Origin of the sequence: Amycolatopsis sp. NPDC049252 (genome assembly GCF_043197175.1) — a bacterium.
Lineage (GTDB): Bacteria > Actinomycetota > Actinomycetes > Mycobacteriales > Pseudonocardiaceae > Amycolatopsis.
Map to the genome: position 1 here is coordinate 21,519 of NZ_JBICSQ010000076.1, position 18,087 is coordinate 39,605.

Consider the following 18,087-nt stretch of genomic DNA (forward strand, 5'->3'; position numbering starts at 1 on the left):
GCACACCCAGCTCAGAGTTGCTCGGCGGCGGCGAACTTCTCCAGCCGCTGCCGGTCCGGTTTCCCGTTGCGGTTCAACGGGAACTGGTCGGTGACGAGCACCCGGTTCGGCTGCTCGGCCGGGGGCAGCACCCCGCAGATCCGGTCGCGCCAGTAGCGCGGGTCCCGCTGGGCGTCGTCCTGGACGACGAACACGAGGCTCGACCCGCGCCGCTGGTCGGGCAGCGCGACGATCTTCGCCGAGCAGCCTTCCTCGGCCAGCCGGTGCTCGATCACCTCCGGGTGCAGCGTGTGCCCGTTGCGGTGCACCGCCCGCTTGCGCCCGACCAGGAACAGGTTCCCGGACGCGTCGAGGCGGCCGAGGTCGCCGGTGGCGTACCAGCCGCGGTCGACGGGCACGACCCGCCCGGCGCCGTCGAGGTAGCCCTCCATCAGGTCCGGGTCGAGCACGTGCAGCTCGCCGACCTCGCCGGCGGGCAGCACGGTGCCGTCGTCGGCCCGGACCTCCAGGGCCAGTCCGTCGACGATTTGTCCGCAGCCGTAAGGGTTTTCGATGTTGGCGAAGGCGACGTTGCCCATCTCGGTGCTGCCGTAGCTGTCGAGCAGCGGCATCCCGAACAGCTCCTCGGCCTGCGCCACCAGCGCGGGCTCGAGCGGCGCCGCGCCGCTGCACAGCATCCGGACGCGGGAGAACTCGTCCTTCAGCGCCGGGCGCTTCCCGACGATGTTGAACAGGCTGCGGTAGGTCGACGGCGTCGCGTCGACGACCGTCGTCCCGGCCCGCCCGGCCAGGCGCAGGGCCCGGTCGGGGCGCCGGTAGGGCGCGATCACCAGCGAGCAGTCGCGCAGCCACGCGATCAGCACCATCGACAGGCCGTACTGGTGGTTGAACGGCAGCAGCGGCAGCAGGACGTCGCCGGCGACGTGGCCGACGAGGTCGGCGTTGCGCTCCAGGTTCTTCAGGAACCGCGCGCCGTTCTTCGCGACGCCCTTGGGGACGCCGGTCGAGCCGGACGACCACATCACCAGGCTGTCGGGCAGCTTCTCCCAGACGTCGAAGCGCAGGTGGTCGTCGGCCGGGGTCCGGTCGGCGGCGGCGACCATGATCTCGTAGGTGAACGCCGAAGGCGCGTCCGGCGGCAGCGGCGCGTCGTCGTCGACGACCGCCAGCACGACCCCGGAGGCCGCGATCGTCTCGGCGGTGCGGTCGGCGTGCTCCATGTGGTCGACGAGCACCACCGACGCGCCGGCGTGCATCAGCGCGACGAGGATCGTCAGGTAGGCCAAGGTGTTGTCGGCCTTGAGCAGCACCCGGTCGCCGGAGCCGACACCGCGGTCGCGCAGCACCTCGGCCACGCGCAGGGCGTGCTGTTCGAAGGCTTCACCCCCGGTGACCGCGTCGGGGGAATAGATCTTCGCGAACATGGGAAGTCCTTTCCGCTGGTCAGTCGAGGCTCACCGGGGCGATCTCGTCGAACACGTCGCCGGGCCCGGGGTTGTCCGGGTGGGTGCCGCCGCCGAGGTGCTCGACCACGCCCCACACGGCGTTCAGCGCGGTCGTGACCGCGCTCTCGGAGAACCCGGCGATCCACGCGACGTCGTCACCGGCCAGGAAGAACCCGCGGTGGCGCTCGGCGGCGTCCCGCTGCATGAACTGGGTGAACAGCCGGCGCTGGTAGCGGTAGCTGCCGGGCAGGCAGGACTTGAAGGCGCCCTTGAAGTGCGGCTGGGTCTCCCAGGTGATCGCGATCGGCGGGCCGATCATGTGCGAGCGGATGTCGACGCCCGGGTAGATCTTGCCCAGCGCGGACAGCATCACGTCGAGCCGCTCGTCCGGGGTCAGCGAAGCGACCTTCAGCGAGTCGTCGTTCCACGTGTAGGACAGCAGCATCGTGCCGGGCTCGTCGGGGCCGTTGTCGATGAGGTAGACCCCGCGCGGCATGCGGTCGGTGAGCGTCGTGCTCATCACGTCCCGCCCGGTCGCCGGGTCCTGGTCGAGCCAGAACGGCCGGTCGGTGATGACGAACAGCTTGGACGCGCCCATGTAGTGCGTGCGCTCCAGCGCGGTCCACACCGGCTGGGGCAGCAGCGAGTCGTCCGCCTTCATGCCCGAGAGCAGGTTCCAGTTCTGCGCGGCGAAGATCGCGGCCGGGTAGGTGCGCACGTCGCGGCCGGCGTCCTCGATGGTGAACCCGCGGCCGGTCCGGTCGATCCGGACGACCGCCGGGTGCGGCTGCCCGCCGTGCAGCGACTCCAGCGACGTCCCGGCCGGCCAGTACTCGAGCTCGTCGGGCTCGTCGGACCACAGGCCGAGCGGCAGCTGCTGGCAGCCGCCGAGGATCCGGTGGTGCTCGTCGCTGGTGTCGGTGCAGATCACCCGCAGGATCTCGAGCGCGGAGTTGGGGAAGTCGGTGTCCCAGCCGCCGCAGCCGAAGCCGACCTGGCCGAAGATCTCGCGGTGCTCGAAGGAGGAGAACAGCGGCGAGGACGTCAGGAAGCCGTAGAACGACACGTTGTCGAACTTGGTGACCAGGTGGTTCCACAGCGCCTTGATGGTGCCGACGTCGCGGCGCCGGATGGCGTCCTCCATCAGCGACAGGTCGGCCTGCTCCTGCAGCGTCTTCGTCCAGGCGTCGTTGACCTCGCGGTAGACCGGCGGTAGATCGGCGGACGTGCGGGCCCAGTGGCTCTCGCCGTGCAGGTTGATCACCGTGCTCGGCGACGCGGGCGAGAGCGGGTTCGGGAACGGCGTCGTTTCCAGCCCCAGCTTGTCGATGTAGTGGAACAGCGCGCCGGCGGACGGCGGGAAGCGCATCGCGCCCAGCTCCGCGACGGCGTCCGGGTACCCGGGCAGGCTCACCGAGCGCATCCGCCCGCCGAGCTGCTCGGCCTCGTAGATCACCGGCTTCAGGCCGAGTTTCATCAGCTCGTAGGCGGCCACCATCCCGGACAGCCCGCCGCCGATCACCGCGACCTCGGTGCCGTGCGCGTGCCGGGGCACGCGGCCCAGGCCGGCCGGGTGCCGGATCCAGTCGTCGTAGGCGAACGGGAAGTCGGGACACAGCATGCTCGCCGAACCGGCCTCGGCCGGGAGGCCGGGCAGCGGGCGTTCTTCGACGGGAGACATGGTCATCGGCGTTACCTCCGGCACTAGTTCTGGCGTCGCGCAGGCGGCCCCCGGCCGGCACGGCGGACGCCCGGGAGGAGCGCCCTTACGCTGTCGCCGGTGCGTCCCGGCAGTCGTGCGGCCACGGGTCTCGGCGCTGAAATCCGGTTCGCCGAGAGCCACGTTAACGATTCCGTCGCGGTCCACCGGATACCTTTTCCACCGCCCGTCCACAGAGCGGAAACCGGGCTCCGGGGCGCACGATTACCCGCCGGTGGAACAGTTCCGCCCCGGGCGCACCCGCCTCTGTGGCTAGCTGGAGCAGCGAATTCCCTGTGCCGGGCGACCCGAGGTGGCGAGTGCGCGCATGACCGAGCTGGATTCCCTGCGACGGCTGGAAGGCCGGCCGCGCCCCGAGCGACGCCGGACGCTGCTGACCCTGGTGCGCCGGGCCGTGGCGGCGGTGCTGGACGGCCCGCCGCCGTCCGGCCGCACGTTCGCCGACCTCGGCTTCGACTCGCTGCTCGCCGTGCGGCTGCACGCGTGGCTGACCGCCGAGACCGGCCTCGACCTGCCGGTGACCCTGGCCTACGACCACCCGGGCCCCGACGCGCTGGCGGACTTCCTGGACGAGTGCCTGTTCGGCGCGGTTTCTCTGGCCGGCGAGGCTGTCACCACGATCGACAGCGAGCCGGTCGTGATCGTCGGCGTCGGCTGCCGCTTCCCCGGCGACGCCCACTCGCCCGCCGCACTCTGGTCCATTGTGGACGAAGGGCGCGATGTCGTCACGGAGTTCCCGCGTGACCGCGGCTGGGACGTCGACGGCCTGTACGACCCGCGCCCGGGCACGCCGGGACGCACCTACGTGCGCCACGGCGGGTTCCTGCACGACGCCCCCGAGTTCGACGCGGGTTTCTTCGGCATCTCACCGCGCGAAGCCCTGGCCATGGACCCGCAGCAGCGCCTGGTCCTGGAGACGGCGTGGGAGGCACTGGAACGCGCCGGGATCGACGCCGGCACGCTGACCGGCAGCCCGACCGGCGTGTTCGTCGGCGCCGAGCCGCAGGAGTACGGCACCCGCCTGGCCGACGCCCCCGAGGGTCTCGACGGGCACCTGCTCACCGGCAGCGCGCCCAGCGTCGTCTCCGGTCGCATCGCCTACACCCTCGGCTTGCAGGGCCCCGCGCTCACCGTCGACACCGCGTGTTCGGGATCGCTCGTCGCGCTGCACCTGGCGGTCCGCGCGCTGCGGGCGGGGGAGTGCACCCTCGCCCTGGCCGGCGGCGTCGCGGTGCTGGGCACCCCCGGCCCGTTCGTCGCCTTCTCGAACCAGCGCGGCCTGGCCCCGGACGGCCGGTGCAAGCCGTTCTCGGCGGCCGCCGACGGCACGGCGTGGGCCGAGGGCGCCGGGATGTTCGTCCTGGAACGGCTTTCCGACGCCGAGCGCCACGGCCACCCGGTGCTGGCGGTGGTCCGCGGCAGCGCGGTCAACTCCGACGGCGCGTCCAACGGCCTGACCGCCCCGAACGGCCCCTCGCAGCAACGGGTGATCCGCGCCGCGCTGGCCGACGCCGGCGTCGAGGCGTCCACTGTGGACGTCGTGGAGGCGCACGGCACCGGCACCACCCTGGGTGATCCGATCGAGGCGCAGGCGCTGCTCGCCACCTACGGCCGCGACCGCGCGGAACCGCTGTGGCTGGGGTCGATCAAGGCCAACATCGGGCACGCGCAGGCGGCCGCGGGCGCGGCGGGCGTGCTCAAGATGATCATGGCCCTGCACCACGACCGGCTGCCGCGCACGCTGCACGGCGCCGATCCGAGCGACGCCGTCGACTGGTCCACCGGGGCCGTCTCGCTGCTCGCCGAGCCGGTGCCCTGGCCGCGTGGTTCGGAGCCGCGCCGGGCCGCGGTGTCGTCGTTCGGCATCTCCGGCACCAACGCCCACGTCATCCTCGAAGAGCCCCCGGCCACCCCGGAACGGCCCGAGCCGGAACCGCTGTCGCCGATCGCGCTCGGCTTCTCGGCCGCCGATCCGGACGCGTTGCGCGCCCAAGCCACCCAGCTCGCCGCGGTGGGCGCGAACCCGGCAGACCTGGCCTTCTCCCTGGCGACGACCCGCGCCACGCTCCCCGAACGCGCCTTCGTCGTGGCCCCCGACTCCGCCGCCCTGGCGGACGCCCTGACCGCGTTCGACGACCGGGTTCTCCGCGGCAACCAGCAGACGGAACTGGCGTACCTGTTCACCGGCCAGGGCGCCCAGCGGATCGCGATGGGCCGCGGTCTCTACGACGCCTACGACGTCTACGCGGACGCCTTCGACGAGGTCTGCGCGCACGTGGACGTCCAGCTCGACACCCCGCTGCGGGACGTCGTGTTCGGCTCGGACCTGCTGAATCGCACCGATTACGCCCAGCCTGCCTTGTTCGCCGTCGAGGTCGCCCTGTTCCGGCTGCTGGAGTCGTGGGGTGTGACCCCGGCGTACCTGTGCGGGCACTCGGTGGGCGAGTTCGCGGCCGCGCACGTGGCCGGGGTGCTCTCGCTGTCCGACGCGGCGATGTTGGTCACCGCCCGCGGCCGCCTCATGCGCGAGCTGCCCGAGGGCGGCGCGATGGTTTCCCTGCGCGCGTCGGAGGAAACGGCGCTGGCGCTGCTCAAGGGACACGAGCGGTACGCGGGGCTCGCCGCGGTCAACAGCGCGGACGCCGTCGTGCTGTCCGGCTCGGGTGCCGTCCTGGAGACGGCGATCGCCGGGTTCGACGGCAAGACCAAGTGGCTCAACGTCAGTCACGCTTTCCACTCGCCGCTCATGCGGGACATGCTCGACGACTTCGCGCGGATCTGCCGCCTCGCCGACTACCACCCGGCGCGCCTCCCGATCGTCTCGACGGTCACCGGCGAGGTCGGCGGCCACGACTCACCGGAGTACTGGACCCGGCACGTCGAGGCGACCGTCCGGTTCGCCGACGCCCTGGACGTGCTGCGTGACGCGGGCTGCGGCACCTACCTGGAGCTGGGCCCGGACGGCGTCCTGTCCGCGCTGGTCGACGACGGTGTCGCCCGGCCGCTCCTGCGCCGCGACCGCCCGGAAGTCCCTGAACTCCTGAACGCCCTCGGCACCGCCTACGTGCGCGGCGTGGACGTCGACTTCGCGGCGCTCGCCCCCGGCGGCCGCCGGATCGACCTGCCCACCTACCCGTTCCAGCGGTCGCGCTACTGGCTCACGCCCGGCGCGGGCACCAGCGGCGCGCGCGGCCTCGGCCTGCGCGGCGCCGAGCACCCGCTGCTCGGCGCGGTCGTCCCGGTCCCTGGCGGCGACACGGTGTTCACCGCCCGGCTCTCGGTGACCGACCAGCCCTGGCTGGCCGGCCACGTCGTCGGCGACGACGTCCTGTTCCCCGGCACCGGCTTCCTCGAGCTGGCGCTGCACGCCGGCGCCGAGACCGGCTGCCCGGCCGTCGAGGAGCTGACCCTGGGCGCGCCGCTCGTGCTCTCGGCCCCGGCCGAGGTCCAGGTCGTGGTGGCACCCCCGGACGACGACGGCCGCCGCGCGGTGACCATCCACTCCCGCCCGGAACACGGCGACGACTGGACCCGCCACGCGACCGGCACCCTGACGGCACTTTCCCGGGAAAGTGCCGCGCTGGGGGCGTGGCCGCCGCCGGGCGAGGCCCAGTCTCTCGAGGGCTTTTACGACGACCTGGCCGGCTTCACCTACGACGGTGTCTTCCGCGGCCTGCAAGCGGCGTGGGTCGACGGTGACGACGTCCACGCCGAAGTCGCCCTGCCCGAAGACGCCGGCGGCGGCTTCGGGATCCACCCGGCGCTGCTCGACGCCGGGTTGCACGCCCTGTTCCTGCGCGAGTCGGCCGAATCCACCGGGGGACTGCCGTTCTCCTGGTCGGGTGTCCGGCTGCACGCGACCGGCGCGACCAGCCTGCGGCTGCGGATCTCGTTCCGCGCGGCCGACACGGTGTCGCTGGTCGCCGTCGACCCGGCGGGCGCCGAGGTGCTCAGCGTCGAGTCCCTCGTCGTCCGCCGCCCCGCCGCCCGCGGCCGCGAGGTCCCGTCCGGGCTGTTCACGCTCGACTGGACGCCGATCGCGACCGCCGAACCGGTGACCTGCACGACCTACCCCGAGGTCGTCCCGGGACGACCGGCCGTGCTGTCGGTGACGTCCGACGGCGACCCGGTCATCTCGACCCACCAGCTGGCGGCCCGGGTCCTGGAAGTGTTGCAGGACTGGGTGACCCGTGACGAGTCCACTTTGGTCGTCCACACGCGACACGCGGCCGGTCCCGGCGCCGCCGACCCGGCGGCCGCGGCGGTCTGGGGCCTGGTGCGCAGCGCCCAGGCCGAGCACCAGGGCCGGTTCGTCCTCGTCGACGGCGACCTCGAGGACGTCCCCCTGGCCGTCGGCACCGGCGAACCGCAGGTCGCGGTGCGCGACGGCGTCCCGCTGGTCCCGCGGATCGCCGAAGCCGGCGGGCTCCTCCCGCCGCCCGGTTCGTGGCGCCTGGACAAGAACGGCGAGGGCACGGTCGACCACCTCACCCTGGCTCCGGCCGACGAGCCCGACCTCGGCCCTCTCGACGTCCGCATCGCCGTGCGGGCGGCGGGGCTGAACTTCCGGGACGTGCTCAACGTCCTGGGCATGTACCCGGGGGAGGCCGGGCCGCTCGGCTGCGAGGTGGCCGGGACGGTCCTCGCCACCGGCACCGCCGTCACCGACCTGGCCCCCGGCGACCGCGTGATGGGCATGGTGCACGGCGGCATCGGCCCGGTCGCCGTCGGCGAGCGGCCGTTCCTGGCCCGCGTCCCCGCCGGCTGGACCGACGAGCAGGCCGCGACCGTGCCGCTGGTCTTCCTGACCGCGTACTACGCCCTGGTCGACCTGGCCGGGCTGCGGCCAGGCGAGTCGATCCTGGTCCACTCGGCCGCGGGCGGCGTGGGCATGGCCGCGACGCAGCTGGCGCACCACCTCGGCGCCGAGGTCTTCGGCACCGCGAGCGAGGGTAAACAGCACGTGCTGCGCGCGGCCGGCCTGCCCGGCGACCACATCGCGTCGTCGCGCACCCTCGACTTCGCGCAGCGGTTCAGCGGCATCGACGTCGTGCTGAACGCGCTTTCCGGGGACTTCGTCGACGCGTCCCTGCGCACCATGGCGCCGGGCGGCCGGTTCCTGGAGATGGGCAAGACCGACATCCGCGAGCCGGAAGGGGTGCACTATCAGGCGTTCGACCTGATCGACGCGGGCCCGTCGCGGACGGCGGAGATCTGGGACGCGCTGGCCGAGCTGTTCACGTCCGGCGCTTTGACGCCGCTGCCCGTGCGCACCTGGGACGTCCGGGAAGCCCCCGAGGCGTTCCGGTTCCTCAGTCAGGCCAAGCACATCGGCAAGGTCGCCCTCACGCTGCCGCGCGCGCTCGACCCGGAGAAACCGGTGCTCATCACCGGCGGCACCGGCGGGCTGGGTGCCCTGATCGCCCGGCACCTCGTGGCCGAGCACGGCGTCCGGAAGCTGATCCTGACCAGCCGTCGTGGCCTGGACGCGCCGGGCGCGCGGGAGCTGGCCGCCGAGCTGAACGCCGAGGTTGTCGCCTGCGACGTCACGGACCGCTCCGCGCTGGCCGCGTTGCTGGACGGCGTCGAGCTGACCGGCGTCGTGCACACCGCGGGAGTCCTCGACGACGGCGTCCTGACCGGGTTGACGCCTGCGCGGCTCGACAAGGTGCTGCGCCCCAAGGTGGACGCGGCCTGGCACCTGCACGAGCTGACCCGCGGCCACGACCTCGCGCTGTTCGCGCTGTACTCGTCGGTGTCCGGGATCGTCGGCTCCGCCGGCCAGGCGTCCTACGCGGCCGCGAACACGTTCCTCGACGGCCTGGCCGCCCACCGCCGCGCGCAAGGGCTGCCCGCGGTCTCGCTCGCGTGGGGGCTGTGGCGTGAAGGCATGGGCAGCGGGCTGGCCGGCACCGACGTCGACCGCATGGCCCGCGAAGGCCTGCCGCCGCTGACCGCGGAGACCGGGCTCGCGCTGTTCGACGCGGCCCTCGACGGCGGGTTCACCACCGTCCTGCCGATCGAGCTGGACCGCGCCGCCCTGCGCGCCCACGCCCGGACCACCGAGGTGGCGCCGGTCCTGCGCGGCCTCGCGAAGGTCACCACGCGCCGCGCGGCCGGGCCCGCGACGGCCGGACCCGCCCTGGGCGACCGGCTCACGGCGTTGCCCGACGAGGAACGCTCGACCCTGCTGATCGACCTGGTGCGGCACAACGCCGCCGCGGTCCTCGGCCACGAGGCCGGCGGCGCGATCGACCCGGCCCGCGCGTTCAAGGACCTCGGGTTCGACTCCCTGACGTCGGTGGAGCTGCGCAACCGGATCAACACCGTCACCGGCCTGCGGCTGTCGGCCACCGCGGTGTTCGACCACCCGACCGTCGCGTCGCTGGCTGGGCACCTCCTCGCCGAGCTGGCGCCGCCGTCGGTGAGCCCGGCCGACGCGCTCTTGGCCGAGCTGGACCGCTTCGATACCCGGCTGTCCACAGTGGACGACGACGGCCGGATCGCGGCGCGGCTCCGTGCGTTGCTGGACGGCGTCGCCGCGCCCGGGGTCGGCTCCCGGCTGGAGGACGCGACCGCGGACGAGGTCGTCGACTTCCTGGCCACCGAGCTGGGGATCTCCTGATGCCGGACAAGAAGGCCGTCAAGCGGGTGCTCGGCGAGATCGAGGAGCTGAGCGAAAGCCTGCGCGAGCTCGACAAGGAAGACCGCAAGAAGGTCGCCAAGCCGCTGAAGAAGCTGCTGCTGGCCTACGCGGCCGGGGACGGCGACGAGAAAGTCGACGACCTGCTCTTCGACGCCGCGGTCGACAAGGTCTTCGACTTCCTCACCGACGAGATCTTCTGACTACAGCGAGGGAATGATGGCCGACCAAGACAAGCTCCTCGACCTGCTGAAGCGCGTCACGGGAGACCTGCAGCGGACCCGCGAACGGCTGCGCGACGCCGAGGACGGCCGGCACGAGCCGGTCGCCATCGTCGGCATGGCCTGCCGGTTCCCCGGCGGCGCCGACACCCCCGCCGCGCTGTGGGACCTGGTGGACAACGGCCGGGAGGGCATCGGCGAGTTCCCCGCCGACCGCGGCTGGGACACCTCCGGCCTGTTCGACGACGATCCGGACCACCGCGGCACGACGTACGTGCGCACCGGCGGGTTCCTGCCCGGCGCCGCCGGGTTCGACGCCGAGTTCTTCGGGATCTCGCCGCGCGAGGCGCTCGCGATGGAGCCGCAGCAGCGGCTTCTCCTGGAGGTCGGCTGGGAGGCCGTCGAACGCTCGGGCCTCGACCCGGCCGCGCTGCGCGGCAGCCAGACCGGCGTCTACATCGGAGTATCGGCGCAGGAGTACGGGCCGCGCCTGCACCACCCGGGCGACGCGGTCGACGGCTACCTGCTCACCGGCACCACCTGCAGTGTCCACTCCGGACGGATCGCCTACCAGCTCGGCCTGGAGGGCCCGGCCGTGTCGATCGACACGGCCTGCTCGTCGTCCCTGGTCGCGGTGCACGCGGCGGTCCGCGGCCTGCGCGCGGGGGAGTGCACGCTGGCGCTGGCCGGCGGTGTCAACCTGATGGCGTCCCCGGGCATCTTCGTCGACTTCGCGCGCCAGCGCGGCCTGGCCCCGGACGGGCGGTGCAAGTCGTTCTCCGACGACGCGGACGGCACCGCCTGGGCCGAGGGGGTCGGCGTGCTCGTGCTGGAGAAGCTGTCCGACGCGCAGCGCAACGGGCACCGGATCCTCGCCGTCGTCAAGGGGTCCGCGGTGAACTCCGACGGTGCGTCCAACGGCCTGACCGCCCCGAACGGCCCGTCACAGCAACGGGTGATCCGCGCCGCGCTGGCCGACGCCCGACTGTCCACAGCGGACGTCGACGCGATCGAGGCCCACGGCACCGGCACCCGCCTCGGCGACCCGATCGAGGCCGAGGCCCTGCTGGCCACCTACGGCCGCGACCGCTCACGCCCGCTGTTCCTGGGGTCGATCAAGTCGAACTTCGGGCACGCCCAGGCCGCGGCCGGGGTGGCCGGCATCATCAAGATGGTCGAGGCGATGCGCCACGGCGTCCTGCCGCCGACCCTGAACGTCGGCACGCCCAGCACGGAGGTCGACTGGGCCGGCGGGCCCGTCTCGCTGCTGACCGAGCGCACCGGCTGGCCCGAGGGCCCGCGGCGGTGCGCCGTGTCGTCGTTCGGGATCAGCGGGACCAACGCACACGTGGTGCTGGAGCAGGCGCCCGCGGCGGTGGCCGAAGAGCGGCCCGCGCCGCCCGCGGTCGTCCCGCTGCTGCTGTCCGCGGCCACGGAACCCGCGCTGGCCGACCAGCTGGCCCGGCTGGCTTCGGTCACCGCGGAGCCGGTCGACGTGGGGTACACCCTGGCGACGACCCGCGCCGCGCTGCCGTACCGCGCGGTCGTCGTCGGCTCGGACCGGGTGACGGGCCGCGTCACCGAAGGCGGGCTGGCGTTCCTGTTCACCGGCCAGGGTTCGCAGCGGCCCGGCATGGGGGCCGCGCTGTACGAGGCGTTCCCGGTGTTCGCGGCGGCCTACGACGAGGTTTCGGCGCTGCTGCCGGACATCGGGGACCTGTCCCGGTCGGAGTTCGCGCAGCCCGCCATCTTCGCCCTGGAAGTCGCCTTGTTCCGGCTGGTCGAGTCGTGGGGCGTCCGCCCGGACTTCCTGGCCGGACATTCGATCGGCGAGATCGCCGCGGCGCACGTCGCGGGTGTGTTGTCGCTGGAAGACGCGGCGAAGCTGGTGTCCGCGCGCGGCCGGTTGATGCAGGCGCTGCCCGAAGGCGGCGCGATGGTCGCGGTGCAGGCGTCGGCGGACGAGGTCCGTGAAGTGCTCTCGGACCAGGTGTCGCTGGCCGCGGTGAACGGGCCGGCGTCCGTGGTGCTCTCCGGCGTTGCGGAAGCCACCCTCGAGGCCGCCGCCCGGTTCGCCGACCGCAAGACCAAGCGTCTCGACGTTTCACACGCGTTCCACTCGGTGCTGATGGAACCGATGCTGGCCGACTTCGCTTCGGTGGTGCGGGAATTGACCTTCGCGGCGCCGCGGATCCCGATCGTGTCGACGGTCCGCGAAGGCGCGGATCTGACCGATCCCGAGTACTGGGTGGCGCACGTCCGGGAGACGGTGCTCTTCTCCGACGCGGTCGGCCGTTTGCGCGGCAAGGGCGTCACGAAGTTCCTCGAACTCGGGCCGGACGCCGTGCTGAGCGCTCTGGTCGACGCGGACGTCGCCGTGCCCGCGCTGCGGCGTGACCACGACGAGCCGCGGCAGCTGGTCACCTCGCTCGGCGCGCTCCACGCGCACGGCGTCCCCGTCGACTGGGCCGCGTACTTCGGCGGCAGCGGCCGGTTCGTCGAGCTGCCCACGTACGCCTTCCAGCACCAGCACTTCTGGCTCGGCCAGGAGAGCGACGCCGACGTCACCTCGGCCGGGCTCGCCGCCGCCGACCACCCGCTGCTCGGCGCCGCGGTGTCCGTGGCCGCCGACGACGGCGTCCTGCTCACCGGCCGGCTCTCCCTCGACCGGCACCCGTGGCTGGCCGACCACGTCGTCGCGGGCCGGGTGCTGGTGCCGGGCACCGCGTTCGCCGAACTGGCCATCCGCGCCGGCGACGAAGCCGGGTGCACCGGGATCGAAGAGCTGATCCTGCAGGAGCCCTTGGTCCTCGAACCCGGCGTGGCGCCCGAGGTCCAGGTCGTCGCCGGCGCGGCCGACGAGCACGGCCGGCGTCCGGTGTCGATCCACTCGCGCCGGCCGGAGCACCCGTGGACCACCCACGCCACCGGCTTCCTCGGCACACCGCCGTCGTCCACTGTGGACATCCCGTGGCCGCCGGACGCCGAGGAGGTCGCTCTCGACGACGCCTACGACCGCCTCACCGCGGCCGGCCTCGCGTACGGCCCGATGTTCCAAGGTTTGCGCAAGGTCTGGCGCCGGGGCGACGAGATCTTCGCCGAAGTGGCCCTGCCGGAGAACGCGGCCGGCGGCTTCGGCCTCCACCCGGCCCTGCTGGACGCGGCGCTCCAGGCCACGGCCGTGCCCGGCGAGGACCAGGGCTCGGTCCCGTTCGTGTGGCGCGACGTCGTGCTCCACGCCCGCGGCGCGACCGAGTTGCGGGTGCACGCCCGCCCGGGCGCAGACGGCCTGTCTCTAGACCTCGCTGACGGAACGGGCACCCCGGTGGCGTCGATCGGCGGGCTGAGCGTCCGCGCGGTGACCACCACGCGGTCACTCGAGGGCCTCTACCGCGTCGACGAGGTTCCGCTCCCGGCCGTTACTGCTGCCACCCCGGCCGCGATCGTGGCGGCCGACTCCCTCGACGCCACCCTCGCGGCGCTGCAGGAGTTCTTGGCGTCGGACGAGCCGGACCCCCTGGTCGTGCTGACCGGCCCGGCCGACGGCGCCGTCGAAGGCCTGGTCCGGGCGGCGCAGGCGGAGAACCCGGACCGCCTCGTCCTGCTCCGCGGCGCCCATTCTGACGTCGAAGCCGCGCTCGCCACGGGCGAACCGGAGGTCCACGCGCACGACGGTGCCCTCTTCGCCCCGCGATTGGCGCGCGTGGCTGCGCCTGCGCAATCGTCCACACTGGACACACCTGGCACCGTGCTGATCACCGGGGGTACCGGTGGTCTTGGCGCCCGGCTCGCCCGGCACCTGGTCACCACCCACGGCGTCCGGCACCTGCTGCTGGTCAGCCGCCGCGGCGAGGCCGCGCCCGGCGCTACCGACCTGGCCGCCGAGCTGAAAAACCTCGGTGCCACCGTCCGCGTCCAGGCTTGCGACGCCGCCGACCGCGACCAGGTCCGCGACCTCCTCGGCCGGGCCGAGCCGCAGGTCACCGGCGTTGTCCACGCGGCCGGTGTGCTCGACGACGGCGTCCTCACCTCGCTCACCCCCGCACGGCTCGACGGAGTCTTCCGGGCCAAGGCGACCGCCGCTCGCGTGCTGCACGACCTCACCGGTGACCTCGACTTCTTCGTCCTGTTCTCGTCGATCGCGGGCGTTTTCGGTTCCCCGGGCCAGGCGGCCTACTCCGCCGCCAACGCCGACCTCGACGCCCTCGCCCGCCAGCGTCGCGCGGAAGGAAAACCCGCCCAGTCGCTCGCCTGGGGCCTGTGGCAGGACGGCATGGGCGCCGGCCTGACCGGCACCGACCGCGACCGCATCGGCCGCGACGGCTTCGGCGCCCTCACGCCGGAAGACGGCCTCGCGCTGTTCGACGCCGCCGTCGCCGACGGCGGCGAAGTCCTGGTGCCCGTGCACCTCGACCTCGCGGCCGTCCGGAAGGCCGGGGTCCCGCCGTTGCTGCGCGGGCTGGTCCGCGTCAAGACTCGTCGTGAGGCCCGGCGCGCCGAAACCGGCCTGGCCGGACGGCTGGCCGGGCTGTCCGAAGCCGACCGGGAAGCCCTGCTCGTCGACCTGGTCCGCGCCCGCGTCGCGGCCGTGCTCGGCCGGGCGGGCGCGGACACCGTGGAGGCGTCCCGGCCGTTCACCGAACTGGGCTTCGACTCGCTGACTGCCGTCGAGCTGCGCAACGAACTGGGCGCCGAGACCGGCCTCCGGCTGCCCGCGACGCTCGTCTTCGACCACCCGAGCCCGGCGGCCGTCGCCACCTTCCTCGGCACCGAACTGCTGGGCGCGCCTCAGGAGACCCGCCCCGCCGTGACCCGGCGCAAGCAGGTCGACGAGCCGATCGCCATCGTCGCGATGAGCTGCCGTTACCCCGGCGGTGTCCGGTCGCCGGAGGACCTGTGGAACCTGGTCGACGCCGGGACCGACGCCATCTCGCCGTTCCCCGACGGGCGCGGCTGGGACGTCGACGGCATCTACGACCCCGAACCCGGCCGGCCCGGCAAGACCTACACCCGGCACGGCGGCTTCCTGCACGACGCGGGCGAGTTCGACCCCGAGTTCTTCGGCATCTCCCCGCGCGAAGCCCTCGCGATGGACCCGCAGCAGCGGCTGCTCCTCGAGATCAGCTGGGAGGCCCTGGAACGCGCGCGGCTCGACCCGGCGTCGCTCAAGGGCAGCGCCACCGGCGTGTTCGCCGGGATCATGTACTACGACTACGCGGCGAAATTGGCGAGCGTGCCCGACAGCGTCGCCGGCTTCCTCGGCACCGGCACCTCCGCCAGCGTGCTGTCCGGCCGCGTCGCCTACACGCTCGGCTTGGAGGGCCCGGCCGTGTCGGTGGACACTGCGTGCTCGTCTTCGCTGGTCGCGCTGCACCTGGCCGCCCGCTCGCTGCGGGCGGGGGAGTGCACGATGGCCCTCGCGGGCGGCGTCACCGTGATGGCGACGCCGGAGACGTTCCTCGACTTCTCCCGCCAGCGCGGCCTGTCCCCGGACGGCCGGTGCAAGTCGTTCTCGAACGACGCCGACGGCACCGGCTGGTCCGAAGGCGCCGGTGTGCTCGTGCTCGAACGGCTCTCCGACGCCCGCCGCAACGGGCATCCGGTCTTGGCGGTGGTCCGCGGCTCCGCCGTGAACCAGGACGGCGCGTCCAACGGCCTCACCGCGCCGAACGGCCCGTCGCAGCAACGGGTGATCCGCGCCGCGCTGGCCGACGCCGGTCTGTCCACCTCGGACATCGACGCGGTCGAGGCGCACGGCACCGGCACCCGCCTCGGCGACCCGATCGAAGCGCAAGCGCTCATCGCGACCTACGGCGACGAGCGCGACGAACCGTTGTGGTTCGGTTCGGTCAAGTCGAACCTCGGCCACACCCAGGCCGCCGCGGGGGTCGCCGGGATCATCAAGATGGTCGAGGCGATGCGCCGCGGGGTGCTGCCCCGCAGCCTGCACGCGGCGGAGCTGTCGGCCGAGGTCGACTGGGACGCGGGCGCGGTCGCGCTGCTGACCGAGCCGCGGCCGTGGCCCGGCGCCGGCCGTCCCCGCCGCGCGGGCGTGTCGTCGTTCGGGATCAGCGGGACCAACGCGCACGTCGTCCTGGAACAGGTCCCGGAGCCTGCCCCGGCCGAACCGTCCAAGGCCGGGGTCGTGCCGTGGGTGCTCTCGGCGAAGACCGACCAGGCCCTGGCCGACCGCGCTCGCGCGCTCCTGGACCTGGACGCCGACCCGCGTGACGTCGCCTTCTCCCTGGCCACGACCCGCACGGTGCACGAGCGCCGGGCCGCGGTCGTCGGCGCGAACGCGTCCGAGCTGCGAGCCGGACTGGAAGCGGTCGCCGAGGGGCAGGGGATCGTCGGACGGGCCCAGCCGGGCAAGCTGGCGTTCCTGTTCACCGGCCAGGGTTCCCAGCGACCCGGCATGGGAATCTCGTTGTACGAGACGTTCCCGGTGTTCGCCGCGGCCTACGACGAGGTGGCCGCGGTGCTGCCGGAGAGCGGCGACCTCGCGCGCACGCAGTTCGCCCAGCCCGCGATCTTCGCCCTGGAGGTCGCGCTGTTCCGGCTGGTCGAGTCGTGGGGTGTCCGGCCCGATTTCCTGGCGGGCCATTCGATCGGCGAGATCGCCGCCGCGCACGTCGCCGGCGTGCTCTCGTTGCCGGACGCGGCGAAGCTCGTCGAGGCGCGGGGCCGGTTGATGCAGGCGCTGCCCGAGGGCGGCATCATGGTCGCGGTGCAGGCGTCCGAAGCCGAGGTCGCCGGGTACCTGTCCGATGAGGTCTCGCTGGCCGCGGTCAACGACGAGAATTCCGTGGTGCTCTCCGGTGTCGAAGGCCCGACGCTCGCGGTCGCGGACCGGTTCCCCGGACGGAAGACCAAGCGCCTCGACGTGTCGCACGCGTTCCACTCGGTCCTGATGGAGCTGATGCTCGACGACTTCACGGCGGTGGTGCGGGAATTGACCTTCGCCGAGCCGCGGATCCCGATCGTGTCGACGGTGAGCGAGACCGCGGACTTCACCGACCCGGAGTACTGGGTGACGCACGTGCGGGAGACCGTCCGGTTCGCCGCGGCGGTGGAGACGTTGCGCGGCAACGGTGTCACGAAGTTCCTCGAACTCGGCCCTGACGCGGTGCTGTCCGCGCTCACCGAGGGCGTTCCGTTGCTGCGCAAGGGACGTGACGAAGCGACAACGGCGATGACCGCCCTGGCCACCCTGCACGTCCAGGGGGTCCCGATCGACTGGGACGGCGTCCTGCCGGGCGCGCGGCGGCTCGACCTGCCCACGTATCCGTTCCAGCGCAAGCACTTCTGGCTCGAACCCGCGTCCACCGGCGACCTCACCTCGGCCGGGCTGGAGACCTCGGACCACCCGCTGCTCGCCGCCGGGCTTTCGCTGGCCGAGGGCGACGGCACCGTGCTCACCGGACGGCTTTCGCTGGCCAGTCACCCGTGGCTGGCCGGGCACACGGTGCACGACACCGTCCTGCTGCCCGGCGCGGCCCTCGCCGAGCTGGCCGTCCGGGCCGGGGACGAGGCCGGGCGGCCGCGGCTGGTCGAGCTGACCCTGCACGCGCCCGTCGTCATCCCCGAATCCGGGCCGGTCGAGCTGCAGGTCGCGGTCAGCGCCGCCGCGGCCGTCACCGTGCACTCGCGGATCCCCGGTGCGGAGTGGGAGCTCAACGCGTCCGGCCTGCTGGCCGAGGCCGGCCCGCCGGTCGCCGGGTTCGCCTGGCCGGACGGGCTCGAGCCGATCGACCTCGGCTCGTTCTACGACGACCTCGCTGACCGCGGGTTCGCCTACGGCCCGCTGTTCCAGGGCCTGCGCGCGGCCTGGCGGCACGGCGAAGACCGCTACGCCGAGATCGCGCTGCCGGAGGAGGCCCACGACGACGCGGCCCGCTTCGGCCTGCACCCCGCGCTGTTCGACGCCGCGCTGCACGGCATGTTCCTCGGCGGCGGCGAGGAAGCGGGCGCGCTGCCGTTCAGCTGGAGCGACGTCAGCCTGCACGCGAGCGGCGCCACGGCGGTCCGCGCCCGGCTGCGGTTCACCGGGCCCGGTGA

At 73.5% G+C, this 18,087-nt stretch carries 5 protein-coding genes; 3 read left to right on the top strand and 2 right to left on the bottom strand.

The window, feature by feature from the left end; genetic code table 11:
* Nucleotides 1-11 precede the first annotated feature (11 nt).
* Nucleotides 12-1,424 carry a class I adenylate-forming enzyme family protein gene (locus tag ACGFMK_RS40355; RefSeq protein ID WP_392774663.1) on the bottom strand — a complete coding sequence of 471 codons (1,413 nt, stop codon included), beginning with the start codon at nucleotides 1,422-1,424 and terminating at the stop codon, nucleotides 12-14.
* A gap of 19 nt (nucleotides 1,425-1,443) precedes the next feature.
* Nucleotides 1,444-3,132, bottom strand: coding sequence for a flavin monoamine oxidase family protein (locus ACGFMK_RS40360; RefSeq protein WP_392774665.1), 1,689 nt, complete (start codon nucleotides 3,130-3,132; stop codon nucleotides 1,444-1,446).
* Nucleotides 3,133-3,472: 340 nt separating this feature from the next.
* On the opposite strand from ACGFMK_RS40360, the gene ACGFMK_RS40365 reads away from it, so the two are divergent.
* The 3 genes from ACGFMK_RS40365 to ACGFMK_RS40375 all read left to right on the top strand — a co-directional run.
* Nucleotides 3,473-9,790, top strand: a complete 6,318-nt coding sequence (locus ACGFMK_RS40365) for an SDR family NAD(P)-dependent oxidoreductase (protein ID WP_392774667.1) — start codon at nucleotides 3,473-3,475, stop codon at nucleotides 9,788-9,790.
* On the top strand, nucleotides 9,790-10,011 hold the full coding sequence (locus tag ACGFMK_RS40370; protein WP_392774669.1) for a hypothetical protein: 222 nt from the start codon (nucleotides 9,790-9,792) through the stop codon (nucleotides 10,009-10,011). Before ACGFMK_RS40365 ends, ACGFMK_RS40370 begins: the two co-directional genes overlap by 1 nt.
* Nucleotides 10,012-10,027: 16 nt before the next feature.
* The coding region (locus ACGFMK_RS40375) for an SDR family NAD(P)-dependent oxidoreductase (RefSeq protein WP_392774671.1) at nucleotides 10,028-18,087 on the top strand (8,060 nt) is incomplete at its 3' end.

Excerpts from the sequence above, each read along its gene's own strand:
- ACGFMK_RS40355 (WP_392774663.1), bottom strand. The coding sequence starts at position 1,424 with ATGTTCGCGAAGATCTATTCCCCCGACGCGGTCACCGGGGGTGAAGCC.
- ACGFMK_RS40360 (WP_392774665.1), bottom strand. The coding sequence starts at position 3,132 with ATGACCATGTCTCCCGTCGAAGAACGCCCGCTGCCCGGCCTCCCGGCC.
- ACGFMK_RS40370 (WP_392774669.1), top strand. The coding sequence starts at position 9,790 with ATGCCGGACAAGAAGGCCGTCAAGCGGGTGCTCGGCGAGATCGAGGAG.
- ACGFMK_RS40365 (WP_392774667.1), top strand. The coding sequence starts at position 3,473 with ATGACCGAGCTGGATTCCCTGCGACGGCTGGAAGGCCGGCCGCGCCCC.